We start from the raw sequence: 12,771 nt of genomic DNA, 5'->3' as shown, positions 1-12,771 counted from the left end.
CGTCATGCGAAGCCACCTCAAGCCGATCGCCGCCGTCACCGGCAGTCTCGCCCTCACCGCCTCCCTCACCGCCTGCGGCGGCTCCTCCGCCGCCTCCGACGAGAACGTCGTCACCGTCTACAGCGCCGACGGCCTCAAGGGCGAGAAGGGCGACGGCTGGTACGACCAGGTGTTCAAGGACTTCGAGAAGGAGACCGGCATCAAGGTGAAGTACGTGGAGGGCGGCTCCGGCGAGATGGTGCAGCGCGCCGCCCGCGAGAAGGCCAACACCCAGGCCGATGTCCTCGTCACCCTGCCGCCCTTCATCCAGCAGGCCGACTCCAAGGGCCTGCTCCAGGCGTACGTCCCCAAGGGCGCCGACAAGGTCAACGGTGGCGACAAGTCCACCGACGGCAAATGGACTTCCGTCGTCAACAACTACTTCGGCTTCATCTACAACAAGAAGGAGCTCACGGAGGCTCCCACCACCTGGGAAGAGCTCCTCGACTCCAGGTACAAGGACAAGCTCCAGTACTCCACGCCCGGCGTCGCGGGCGACGGCACCGCCGTCGTCATCAAGGCCATGCACGACTTCGGCGGCAAGGAGCCGGCGATGGAGTATCTGAAGAAGCTCCAGGACAACAACGTCGGCCCGTCCTCCTCCACCTCCAAGCTCGCGCCCAAGGTCGACAAGGGCGAGATCCTGGTCGCCAACGGTGACGTACAGATGAACTTCGCGCAGTCCCGGTCCATGCCGAACCTGGGTATCTGGTTCCCGGCGAAGGACGGTGGCAGGCCCACCACCTTTGCGCTGCCGTACGCCGCCGGGCTCGTCACCAAGGCCCCGCACACCGAGAACGGCAGGAAGCTGCTCGACTACCTGCTCAGCGAGAAGGCACAGAAGCAGGTCAGCGCGGTCGGCGGCGGATTCTCGGCCCGCAGTGACGTCAAGGCCACCGATGCGAACGCCATCGAGCTCACCAAGCTCATCGACGGCGTCGACGTCTTCGAGCCGGACTGGCAGGACATTGACAAGAACCTCCCGTCGTACGTCGACGCGTGGAAGTCCGCGACTGGCAGCTGAGAGTTCACTGCCGCAGCCTGTTGCGCGGAGATCTGTCGCGGAAGGATAACGGGTATGGACCAACTCCCCTGAAAAATCAGGGGAGTTGGCCGTAGGCCGACACTCCACCGATCTCCGACGGAGGAACCCGTGCCGATCAACGGCATATCCCGACGCACCGTGCTCGCCGCCGGCGCAGCGACAGCCGCGGTCACCGCGACCGGCGCCCTCGCGGCCCCCGCCCAGGCCGCCCCCACCCTGCCCAACGGCACCAGCAAGGACAAGGTCCTGGTCGTCGGAATGGACGGCCTGCGCCACGACAGAATCGACGCGGCAAGCGCTCCGCATCTCAAGTCGCTGATGACGAACGGGACATACGGACTCTCCCTGCTGTACACGCCCCCGATGGCCGCCACCTCCTCGGGTCCCGGCTGGTCGACCATCGCCACCGGCGTCTGGCCCGACAAGCACGGCGTCAGGGACAACTCCTTCGCTGGCAAGAACTACGGCAAGTACCCCGGCTTCCTGGCCCGTCTCGCCCAGGTGCGGCCCGACCTGTCGATGTACGCCGCCGTCGACTGGAAGGCGCTCGACGACCACGGCACCGTCACCGGCGCCGACGCCAAGCTCGTCCTCGACGGCGACCGCGACGGCTACCCGGGCCATGACGCGACCATCGCGAACGAGACCGAGTCGATCCTGCGCTCCCAGAACCCGGACGTGCTCTTCGTCTATCTCGGCAACACCGACGCCGTCGCCCACCACTCCGGCACCGGCCAGAAGTACCTCGACGCCATCGCCGTCCAGGACGGATACGTCGGACGCTTCCTGGCCGCCATCAAGGCCCGGCCCTCCTACGCCTCCGAGCGCTGGACCGTCATCGTCAGCACGGACCACGGGCACGCCGACGCGGGCGGCCACGGCGGCAGCTCCATCGAGGAGCGGCGTACGTTCGTCCTCGCGCAGGGCCCCGGCATCGCCGCCGGCGCCCGGCCCGCCGACACCCGGCTCGTTGATGTCGCCGCCACTGCCTTCCAGCAGCTCGGCGTCGCCGTCGACCCCGCCTGGGGCCTGGACGGCAAGCCGATCCAGCAGCGCTCCACCGACCCCTTCGACAGCCTGCAGTCCTCCCTCCGCGGGCGGGTCGACGAGACCGGCATCCCGGCCGGGGTCCTCGGCTTCACCCACACCGCGCCCAGCGGCTGGTCCGTGATCAACAACGCCATGGGCACCGGCGGTGTGACCGAGTGGCGCGGCTGGGCGTTCGCCACCGACGAGTTCTGGAGCCGTACCCAGCGCGACCAGTCCCGTGAGCTCAACATCCGTTCGCGGGGCGTCTTCGCGGTCGCCGACTCCGACGAGTGGTCCGACAGGGCCTTCTCCGGTACGTACGACTCGACGCTGGTCACCCCGGCGTACGGCGTCGGCGGCCGGACGAAGGCGCAGCTCGACTTCACCACCTTCTACCGCCAGGAGGGCAGCCAGAGCGCCGAGGTGTTCGCCTCCTTCAACGGCGGCGCCCCAGTTCTCGTCAAGCGCTACACCTCCGACGTGATCTCCCAGCCCCAGTTGCTCACCGTGAACGTCCCGTCCGGGGCCTCCAGCGTCAGCTTCCGCTTCCGCTACACGGGCTCCAACCACTGGTACTGGGTGATCGACGGGGTCAAGGTCACCGCTTCCTGATTAGGCTGGTGGCGCCGGGGCGGCACAGAGTCGTGCCCCCGGCGTCCCCAGCACAGCTGCGTACGGCAGGAGCCCGTCTGATGGCAGAGCGCAAGCCGATCGAATCCTGGCTCACCGACATGGACGGTGTTCTGATCCACGAGGGCGTGCCGATCCCCGGCGCCGACGCCTTCATCAAGAGGCTGCGGGAGACCGGGAAGCCGTTCCTGGTGCTGACCAACAATTCCATCTACACCGCGCGCGATCTGCACGCACGGCTCGCCCGGATGGGGCTGGACGTGCCCGTGGAGAACATCTGGACCTCGGCACTGGCCACCGCGCAGTTCCTGGACGACCAGCGTCCGGGCGGCACGGCGTACGTCATCGGTGAGGCGGGTCTGACCACCTCCCTGCACGACATCGGCTATGTCCTGACCGACCACGACCCCGACTACGTGGTGCTCGGTGAGACCCGGACGTACAGCTTCGAGGCTCTCACCAAGGCGATCCGGCTGATCAACGCCGGAGCGCGGTTCATCTGCACCAACCCCGACGAGACGGGCCCCTCCGCCGAGGGTCCGCTGCCCGCCACCGGCTCCGTCGCCGCGCTGATCACCAAGGCGACCGGCAGGGACCCGTACTTCGCGGGCAAGCCGAACCCGCTGATGATGCGGACCGGGCTGAACGCCATCGGTGCCCACTCCGAGACCAGCGCGATGATCGGCGACCGGATGGACACCGACGTGCTGGCGGGCCTGGAAGCGGGTATGGAGACGTTTCTGGTGCTCACCGGGCTCACCGGGCCCGACCAGGTCGACCGGTATCCCTTCCGTCCCTCCACGGTCGTCGACTCGATTGCGGATCTCGTCGATCGCATTTGAGCACGTCAGGGGCCCGTACGGCCGACTGAACCGCTCCTGCGGATGCGGAAACGCCCGGCGCGCGTGAATCTTTCTCTATCAGGAGGTTCACGATGCGTTCAGGCTTGATTGCTCTCCGTGCCGCAGGAGCGGCCACCGTACTCGTCCTGGCGCCCGCCGCCACGGCCGCGTACGCCGATGACTCCGTCAAGGCCGAGGTCGTCCCGTCCTCCGTTGCCCCTGGGGGCAGCGTGAAGGTCCACGTCTCGGGCTGTACCGGCACGACGGGCGCCGTGAAGTCCCGGGTCTTCGTCGCGGCCGCCGAGCTGTCGCGCCAGGACGGTGGTGACAAACAGCTGTTCGGTGACACGACCGTCAAGACGGCCATGGTCGTCGGCACGTACGACCTCGACATCACCTGCGACGGCCGTGACCACCCGGCGTCGGGCAAGGTCCGGGTCGTCGACGAGAAGAAGCCGGACGGGGCGGACGAACCCAGCTCCCCGGACGAGCAGAAACCCTCTGACGGGCAGGCCGAGCAGGGCGGGCCGGACGAGCAGAAGCCCTCCGACGAGCAGGGCGGGCAGGCTGAGCTGAAGCCGCCCTCTGACGGGCAGGCCGGGCATGCCGAGCCGGAGGCGCGGGACGAGCACGACCAGGCGGCCCAGCCGGCCGACCAGGACCACGCGAGCCCCGTCGCCCCGGTGCAGGCGGGCGGTGGTGGCACCGCCTCTCTCGCCGCCGAGCACGCGGTGCAGGAGAACCGGGGCCCAGGAACCCCGCACACCGTGATCGGCCTGCTTCTCGCGGGTGTGGCCGCGGTCGCCGTGGCCTTCCGCAGCGCGCGCCGCCGCCGGACGGATGCTGATTGACATGACCTCCGCCGATCGCCCGGCCGGTACCGGCCGGCTGTTCACCGGAGTGGCCTGGGCGGTACTGCTGGTAGGCCTGTGGATGTGGGGCCGCGAGGTCACCGAAGGCCCCACGGGCAACTCCGCGCCCACCACGGGCGATGTCGCGGCCGTCGGCCGCCCCCTGGGCGTGCCCCTGCCGCCCGCCCACGACCCGCTGGAGGCGGTGGCCGCGCCGCACCGCGTGGACATTCCCTCGATAGGCATCACCGCCCCGGTCGTCCCCCGCGGACTGGATGACACGGGCGCGATCGACCCGCCTCCGTACGCAATGCCGCAGAGCGTCGGCTGGTACGACGAGGGTGCCCTGCCGGGTGCGAAGGGTGCGGCCCTGATGGTCGGCCACGTCGACACCAAGACGAAACCGGCCGTCTTCTACGGTCTGAGCGCCGCCCGGCCCGGCGAGAAGGTCCGCGTGACCAAGGCCGACGGCTCGGTCGCCGAGTTCACCATCGACGATGTCCAGGTCTTCGACCGGAGCCACTTCGACGCCGAGAAGGTCTACGGCCCGCGCGAGGAAGGACGCGCGGAGCTGCGGCTGATCACCTGCGGCGGCGCATACGACCGCGCGACGCGTACCTACACCGCGAACGTGGTGGTGTCGGCGTATCTGACCGGGGTCGCCGACAAGTGAGCCGCAGAGGACATCCCGGAATCCGGAGGATCCGGGGGAGTCGAACCGGGGGAGTCGAGGGCCCAACCTGACTCGACCGACGACGCGCTCCCCCCGGAGCCGCCGGCCGAGCCGGTCCTCTACCGCGGGTGTCCGGGCTGCGGGAGAAGCCCGGAGTTGGCGCGGGAGGCTCGGGTTGGTCCGGTGGAACTCGGGCCGGGGGCCGGGGCCGTTGCCGCCACTGTAGAGCGGGGTGACCGGTCCGGCCTAGAGGAAGGATGACCCCATGTCGCCACGCTGTCGCCCTCGGTTCCCACCCGCTCCTCGCCCGCGGCGTCGGAAGGCGGCACGGACTCGTGGCCGTCGGCGGCGGTGTGCCAGGATGGATTCGACCGGTCTTGTCCGGAGAGGTGCCTGGGGGGCGGACTCGGGCACAGTGCACCCAAGGGGGAGTGGATGTACGGCAGTTGGCTGAGCCGGCGTGCCCGAGCAGGAGTGGCAGTCGCCGCGACGGGGGCGGTGCTGCTGATGGCGGGCTGCTCCTCCGACGACGGGGACAAGGACAAAAAGCCCGCGGTGGGCCAGCAGCCCAAGGGGAACGATCCGTACTGGGTCAACCCCGACGGGAACGCCGCCAAGCAGGTCACCTCCTACCAGGAGGACGGCGACGACAAGAACGCCGGACTGATCAAGAAGATCGCCGAGCAGCCCGTCGGTGAGTGGATAGGCCCGGACAATCCCGAGGCCGGGGCCAAGGGCTTCACCGAGGCGGCCGCCAAGGCCGACCGGGACGCGCTGCTGGTCCTCTACAACATCCCGCACCGCGACTGCGGACAGTTCTCCAAGGGCGGCGCGGCCGACGGCAACGCCTACCGTGACTGGGTCGACAGCGTCGCCAAGGGCATAGGCGACCGGCGGGCCACGGTGATCCTGGAGCCGGACGCGGTGCTGCACCTGGTCGACTCCTGCACACCCCAGGAGTTCCACGAGGAGCGTTTCGACCTCCTCAAGGGCGCGGTCGAGCGGTTGAAGCAGCAGCCCCACACCAAGGTGTACCTGGACGCGGGCAATGCGGGCTGGTCCAACCCCGACGCACTCTTCGACCCGCTCAAGCGGGCCGGCATCGACAAGGCGGACGGCTTCTCCGTCAATGTCTCCAACTTCTACCCGACCGCCGCGAGCAAGGAGTTCGGCAAGAAGCTCTCGGCGAAGGTCGGCGGCAAGCACTTCGTGATCGACACCAGCCGGAACGGCAACGGGCCGTACACCGGCGGCGATCCGAAGGAGAACTGGTGCAACCCGCCGGGCCGCGCGCTCGGCGAGGAGCCGACGACCAGGACCGGCGATCCGCTGGTGGACGCCTATCTGTGGGTCAAGCGCCCCGGTGAGTCGGACGGCGAGTGCCGGGGCGGCCCGCGGGCAGGCGAGTGGTGGCCCGAGTACGCGCTCGGTCTGGCCGGCGCCACGAAGTAGGCGGCCCCCGGGCCCTCGCGGGCCCCGGAACCTCGAACGCCGGACGGGCTGATGTCAGCCGTCCGGCGTTCGAGGAGCGGTTACGGGACCGGAGCCCCGGTTACGGGACCTCGACCCACACACCCTCCGACGGAGTCCCCTTGTCGTCCGTCACGAAGAGCATGTACCAGCCGGACGGCACCAGCGCCCGGTTCTTCGGCACGGTGACCTCGATGCCGTCCGCCGTCTTCTTCATGTCCAGCGCGATGGAGCGCTGGTCGGTGTCGGTCACATGCGTGACGGCGCTGGGCCGCATCAGCTTCGCCGTCTTGACCGACGCGGCGTCCTTGGTCTTGAACGTCCCCTTGCCCCCACGGGTGAGGGACTTCGGGCCGCCGCCCAGCTCCGGCTTGGAGTCCCGGTAGAGATACGGCGGGGTGTAGATCTCGATGCGCTGCTCGAACACACCCGGCTTGGTGTTGGCCTCGTCCGCGAAGAGCGAGTCCGAGCCGAAGATCATGACGCGTCCGTCGGGCAGGAGTATCGAGCCCGAGTGGTAGTTGCGCCCCACCTCGGGGTCGGCCACCCGCTTGTACGTACCGGTCTTCGGGTCGTACGTACGCGCCTGAAGGACGTTGGTGCCGCCGCGCCCGCGGTAGTCCTCGGAGCCGCCGGTGACCAGGACCGAGTCGTCCGGCAGCAGTGAGGCGCTGGGATAGCGGGTGCCCTTCTCCAGCGAAGCGCTGTCCTTGAAGCGGGGGTTGGCGTCCTTGAGGTCGACCAGCCGGGACTTCTCGCTGGACTTCTCGGACTCGCCGACCCCGCCACCGCCGATGACCATGAACCTCTGGTCCTGGGCGGGCGGCAGCATGACCGTCGCCGAGGTCTCCAGTTTGTCCGGGTCGCTCAGACCGGGGATCTTGTCGAACTTGTTGGTCTCCAGGTCCCAGACGCCGGGGTCACGGCCGATGTCGGCGGGCCCGTACCCGGCGTTGGAGCCGGAGTAGAAGAGCTTGCCGTTGTCCATCAGGAAGATCGCCGGGTACGTGGGGAACTTCCGGACGATCCCGGTGTACTCCCACGTCTTGGTCTTCGGGTCGTAGATCTCGTCCTTGCCGGGGACGATCTGCCCGATCTCGTCGAGGCCGGAGAGCGAGAGGACCTTGCCGTCCTTGAGCGTGGTCAGCGTCGGGTACCAGCGGGCCTCGTTCATCGGGTCGACGGTGATGTACTTCTCCGCGACCGGATCGAACTCGTAGGCCTCCTTGATGCCCTGGAAGTCCTTCTTGTCGAGCGCGAGCTTCTGGGCTATGCCGTAGATGTTGCGGGAGTCCGAGCCGCTGAGGCCCTGCACCCGGTAGTTGTCCTCGGTGCCGGTCTCGTGCTCCTTGCCGGACTCCTCGGCCTCGACATAGATCCGGCCGAGGCCGGGGTCGTTGCGCAGGAACTGCCCGGTCTTCGGGTCGAAGACCTTCTTCGCCTTCTCCACCAGGACCGGGTCCTTGGAGACGAACGTCTTGCCGTTCTTCTTGCCGGTGAACTTCGTGCCGGCGGGCAGCGTCTTGGGCGCGTCCGGGTCCTCGTTGTGGACGATCATCAGGCCACCGGCCTTGGAGACATCGCCCTTGAGCTTCTCGTACCGCTTGGTGCCGCCCGCGACCAGCAGCTTTCCGTCGGGCAGCTGGGTGTGCCCGGCGCAGAACATGTCCTTGGGGGTGGGGATCTTCTTGTACTTGTCGGTCGCCGGATCCCAGAGCACCGACTCGAACTTCTTCGCGTCGAAGTACTTCTGGTTGTTGCCGGAGCCTGCGATGAGCAGCACCTTGCCCGTGTGCAGCAGCGCGGCGTGGATCGAGTTGATCCGGTACTCGGACGGGACGTCCAGGTAGTCCCAGTGTCCGTTCGCCGCCTTGTACTCCGGCTTGTTGATCTTGTAGTCGTGGTACTTCTCCGAGCCGATGCGCCACAGCGCAGGCCCGTTGAACCCGGCCACCACGACGACCACCGCCGCGCCGATCGCTATGCGACGGGCACGGTTCTTGCGGTGGTTTTGCCGCACGGGCATCGTGCTCATTTCTTACGTCCCCCAAGGGCGATCTGTATGGTCTGGTCGGCTGCGTGACTGGGCTTCTGCTGCGGCACATGGGTTTCCGGCGCCGGGGCGGGCGGCTGCCCGCCGCTTCCGTGCCGCCCCCGGCGCTTCTTCTTCTCCGCGCGCATGCCGTGCCGCCACGCGAAGATCGGTGCCGCCGTGATCAGCATGGCCAGCGTGGCCCAGGTGATCATCGCCGGGTGATCGTGCCCGAAGTAGAAGGAGGAGCCGAGCGATCCACCGAAGACGAGGATGAAGAAGAGATGAATCCGGAAGGTGCCGAAGAGGGTGTCCGGACTGGACGAGTCGCCCTTGGGGGTCACCACGAACTTGCTCTTGCGGCGCAGCACGGCGTCCATCAGCGAGCGTGCGTAGATCGGCGCGGAGAGCGCGGACATCACCATGCCCGCGAGTCCGCCGGAGCCCTCGGGTTCGTGCGGCGAGACGTTGTGGCGGCGGTTCCAGATGTAGAGACCGATCTGGAGGGCCGAGGCGTTGCCGTACAGCATCATCCAGATCGCCGGGTCGATCTGCACACCCGAGGCGCCCATGCCCAGGAACAGCGCACAGCTCAGCGCCGCCAGAATCCAGTTGAGGGCCGACATCGGGTAGAAGATGATCATCATCGTGTAGTTGAAGAGCTTGCCCGGCGGCAGGGAGTAGAAGCCCTTCCAGTACTGCTTCATGATCGTTTCGTATGTGCCCCGCGACCAGCGCAGCTGCTGGGTGAAGAAGTCGGTCCAGGCCGTGGGCCCCTCGCCGACGGCCAGCACGTCCGGGGTGTAGACCGAGCGCCACCTGTTGCCGGTGTCCGGGTTCTTGGCGCGGTGCATCTCGAAGCCGGTGGCCATGTCCTCGGTGATCGAGTCGTACAGGCCTCCGATCTGCTTGAGCGCCTTGATACGGACGGCGTTGGAGGTGCCGACGAACATCGGGGCGCCGTAGCGGTTGCCCGCGCGCTGGATCAGGGCGTGGAAGAGGAACTGCTGCGACTCGGCGGCCTTGGTGACGAAGGTGTCGTAGTTGCCGTAGACCTGCGGGCCGATGACAAAACCGACGTCGGGGTCGCGGAAGTAACCGAGCATCCGCTCCAGATAGTTGGGCAGCGGGATGTGGTCGGTGTCGACGGAGGCGAAGAAGTCGTAGTCGCTGCCGTGCGCCTCGAGCCAGGCGTTGTAGTTGCCGTGCTTGGTCTTGGCACGGTGTGCGCCCGTGGGCTGGTTCCACCGTGCGATGCCCTTGCGGGAGAAGTGGTGGACGCCGAGCCGGGCGCACACCTCCTTGACGGCCGGGTCGTCGCCCTCGTCGAGAAGCCAGACGTGCATGAGCCCGCGGTGCCGGATCTTCACGGCCGCCTCGAGCGTCTTCGTCACCATCTCCAGGGGCTCCTTGCCCGGTACGAAGGAGGTGAGGAAGGCGACCCTGGTGCCGGTCTCGGGCACCACGGGGACGGGGTCGCGCGCCACCAGGGTGGCGTGCGCGTTCGACAGGACGTTCATCGTGCGGAAGAGCTCGATCAGACCGATCGAGACGAGCATGACGATGTCGAGGATGAGCAGCGTGTCGTTCTTGAGGTTGGGATCGCGCTCGGTCCAGTGCTGAGGCTGCATCAGCCAGGCGAACAGGCCCAGCGACAGCAGGGGCGCCGCGCCCAGCAGCAGGGCGGCCCGTATGCGGTGCGGCTCCTGCGAGAGCAGCGAGCGGTACTGCACCTTGTAGGGCTTGTTCGGGTCCGGCTGGGTGAGGGGACCTGCGAGCCGGCTGTAGTGCTCGTAGTCGTACCGCGGCAGCGCTTTTTTGGGGCGCAGGCGGGCGGCACCGCTGCGCATATGCGCAGGTACCCGGAGCTGGGTCGTCCGGGATGGGTCGTTGGGCTGCCGGGCGCCGTCTGGCGTCGACGTCATGAGTCATCCCCCCGCACGCATGCTGGCTGCGTGATGTGGTTGGTCGCTTCGTCCTGGCGGCGATCCCCCTCGACCGCCCGCTGCGGACACATCAGTGGATGGCCACCGTTTCTACAGACATGAAACGGTCACCTTCCGGTTGCATGATGCCCGTTGTGTGTTCGGTCCGTGAACGGGCCCCCCGTCCCGTATTCCGTACCGGGAGCCTTCCCCTCCAACCATCCCCAACTGGGCGAACCTGATGCCCCATTGGGGACATTGGCTCCAGGATAGGGTCTACGACCCATGCCATGATCGCAAGGGCGAAACGGACCGTTAACCGGTCATACGCACGAATTGGGGCGCTCTTGCGGAAGGGGCGAATGGTGCTGCGGTGTGGCCGAAAACGACTGTATGTACGACCGAAGCCCCCTCACTCGCGGTGAGAGGGCTTCGGTTATGCGTGCGCCGCCAGGGACTCGAACCCCGGACCCGCTGATTAAGAGTCAGCTGCTCTAACCAACTGAGCTAGCGGCGCCTGCTGACCTGGAGAACTCTACCGGACGGCAGGGAGTGCTCCTGACCATTCTCTGATCGTTCCGGCCTGTCGCATGGTCGTTTCTTACCCTTAATCGGTCAAAATGCGATGAGTCGTGACAGTTGGGCAGGGGCGCCTGTGCAACAGCGCCGAGAGATCTTGACGAGTCCGGAGGGGACGCGTATGACCGTGCCGGTTTTCGAGGAGTACGAGCCCGCGGCCGACTGCGACTGCGCGGGCTGCGTCCAGCAGCGCCGTTTCCTTGCCGCCGGCGGGCACCCCGCAGGGCGCGGCTGCCGCCGGGCCCTGGTCGTGTTCACCGCGGCCGGCATGGCGCTGAGCAGCGCAGGGGCGGGCTCGGCCGGCGCCGTCGGCCATCCGGACAAAGTGGCGCGGTCGGACGGAGTGGCGCGGTCGGACGTGGCCGCGCGTGTCGTGGCCGGGGGAGCTGTGATCGAGGGAGTCGCAGGTGGCGGAGCAGTGGTCGGCCCGGGCAAGGCCTTCGAACCGGAACCGATCACCGAGCAGGGTGATCCGGGACCGCTGTACGGCCCGCCCCTCGGCGGCACCCCCGGCAACCCCGGCCCCCTCCCGACGGCCCCGCTGCGCAAGATGACGCGGGCCGAGATCATCAACCGCGCCAAGACATGGGTGAAGGCGGCGGTCCCGTACAACATGGACAGGTACTGGTCCGACGGGTACCGCCAGGACTGCTCCGGCTATGTCTCGATGGCATGGAATCTGGCCGGTAACGAGTGGACGGGAAGCCTCGCCGGGTTCGGCACCCGGATTCTCCGCGAGGACCTGCAGCCCGGTGACATCCTGCTCTTCCACAACCTCAGCAATCCGTCCAAGGGCTCGCACGTCACGATCTTCGGCGGCTGGGTCGACTACACGCACACGTACTACAACGCCTACGAGCAGACGCCGCCGAACGCCCGCAAGCAGGCGACGCCCATGGCGTACTGGAACAACTCCGCCGGCTATGTGGCCTACCGCTACAAGGGCCTGACCGCGAGCAGCAGCGCCGGCGTGACGGGTACGACCGTCCCCGACGACCCGGCGGGCACGACCGTCCCCGACGACCCGGCCGGCACCACCGTTCCCGCCGGCCCGACGGGCGCCGTCACCTCCTTTCCCGGCCCGCGGTCCTTCGGGCCCGGTGCGGAGAATCCGTACGTCACCCAGCTCGGCGAGATGCTCGTCGCGCGCGGCGGCACGCGGTTCTACCCCGACGGGCCCGGGTCGCGCTGGAGCGAGGCGGACCGGCTGGCCACCCGGGCCTTCCAGCTCGCCCAGGGCTGGCAGGGCACGGACGCGGACGGCATGCCGGGCCCGAAGACCTGGCGGCTGCTGGCGACCGGGCAGGGCGAGAACATCCCGGCGGCGGGTGCGGGCGGCCCCGCCGGGACAAGCGCGGGGACGGGCGCGGGTACGGGTGCCGCGGCCCCGCGGTACCCGGGGGGCGGGTACTTCCGGCCCGGCCGCTCCAGTACATACGTCACCCAGCTCGGCCGGCAGCTGGTGCAGCGCGGTTACGGGAGGCACTACGCCATCGGGCCCGGGCCGCAGTGGAGCGAGGCCGACCGGCGCAATGTCGAGGCGTTCCAGCGGGCCCAGGGCTGGCGGGGCGCCTCGGCCGACGGCTTCCCCGGCCCGGAGACCTGGCGGCGGCTCTTCCTCGCCTGACGGCCCACCGAAGAACGACCAGCAGAGGC

9 protein-coding genes and 1 tRNA gene are annotated in these 12,771 nt (G+C 68.4%); 7 read left to right on the top strand and 3 right to left on the bottom strand.

Annotated elements, in window-relative coordinates; all coding sequences use genetic code 11:
* Positions 1 to 4 precede the first annotated feature (4 nt).
* The 6 genes from OG883_RS26335 to OG883_RS26310 all read left to right on the top strand — a co-directional run bounded on the left by OG883_RS26335 (position 5) and on the right by OG883_RS26310 (position 6,561).
* Positions 5 to 1,063 (top strand): 2-aminoethylphosphonate ABC transporter substrate-binding protein, encoded by a 1,059-nt coding sequence (locus OG883_RS26335; protein WP_266545470.1) that lies wholly within the window; start codon positions 5 to 7, stop codon positions 1,061 to 1,063.
* Positions 1,064 to 1,192: 129 nt separating this feature from the next.
* The gene (locus tag OG883_RS26330; protein WP_266545468.1) at positions 1,193 to 2,725 is read left to right on the top strand and encodes an alkaline phosphatase family protein; all 1,533 of its coding nucleotides are present in this window, start codon (positions 1,193 to 1,195) and stop codon (positions 2,723 to 2,725) included.
* An 80-nt stretch (positions 2,726 to 2,805) separates the two neighbouring features.
* Positions 2,806 to 3,585, top strand: a complete 780-nt coding sequence (locus OG883_RS26325; protein ID WP_266545465.1) for an HAD-IIA family hydrolase — start codon at positions 2,806 to 2,808, stop codon at positions 3,583 to 3,585.
* A 92-nt stretch (positions 3,586 to 3,677) separates the two neighbouring features.
* On the top strand, positions 3,678 to 4,436 hold the full coding sequence (locus OG883_RS26320) for a hypothetical protein (RefSeq protein ID WP_266545462.1): 759 nt from the start codon (positions 3,678 to 3,680) through the stop codon (positions 4,434 to 4,436).
* 1 nt (position 4,437) lies between these two features.
* Entirely contained in the window at positions 4,438 to 5,109 is a 672-nt protein-coding gene (locus OG883_RS26315; protein WP_266545459.1) for a class F sortase, read from the top strand.
* 435 nt (positions 5,110 to 5,544) lie between these two features.
* The gene (locus tag OG883_RS26310) at positions 5,545 to 6,561 is read left to right on the top strand and encodes a glycoside hydrolase family 6 protein (RefSeq protein ID WP_266545457.1); all 1,017 of its coding nucleotides are present in this window, start codon (positions 5,545 to 5,547) and stop codon (positions 6,559 to 6,561) included.
* Positions 6,562 to 6,661: 100 nt separating this feature from the next.
* Here OG883_RS26310 and OG883_RS26305 read toward each other — a convergent pair whose 3' ends face one another.
* The 3 genes from OG883_RS26305 to OG883_RS26295 form a co-directional block, all read right to left on the bottom strand.
* On the bottom strand, positions 6,662 to 8,614 hold the full coding sequence (locus OG883_RS26305; protein ID WP_266545454.1) for a kelch motif-containing protein: 1,953 nt from the start codon (positions 8,612 to 8,614) through the stop codon (positions 6,662 to 6,664).
* Positions 8,611 to 10,536 carry a cellulose synthase catalytic subunit gene (locus tag OG883_RS26300; RefSeq protein WP_266545451.1) on the bottom strand — a complete coding sequence of 642 codons (1,926 nt, stop codon included), beginning with the start codon at positions 10,534 to 10,536 and terminating at the stop codon, positions 8,611 to 8,613. The genes OG883_RS26305 and OG883_RS26300 overlap by 4 nt, the downstream gene beginning before the upstream one ends.
* 443 nt (positions 10,537 to 10,979) lie before the next feature.
* Positions 10,980 to 11,053 (bottom strand) — tRNA-Lys (locus OG883_RS26295).
* A 183-nt stretch (positions 11,054 to 11,236) separates the two neighbouring features.
* On the opposite strand from OG883_RS26295, the gene OG883_RS26290 reads away from it, so the two are divergent.
* On the top strand, positions 11,237 to 12,742 hold the full coding sequence (locus OG883_RS26290) for a peptidoglycan-binding protein (RefSeq protein WP_266545449.1): 1,506 nt from the start codon (positions 11,237 to 11,239) through the stop codon (positions 12,740 to 12,742).
* The last annotated feature ends 29 nt before the right edge of the window (positions 12,743 to 12,771 follow it).

The organism is Streptomyces sp. NBC_01142, assembly GCF_026341125.1.
GTDB lineage: Bacteria > Actinomycetota > Actinomycetes > Streptomycetales > Streptomycetaceae > Streptomyces.
This window is presented reverse-complemented; position numbering and strand designations above follow the sequence as displayed.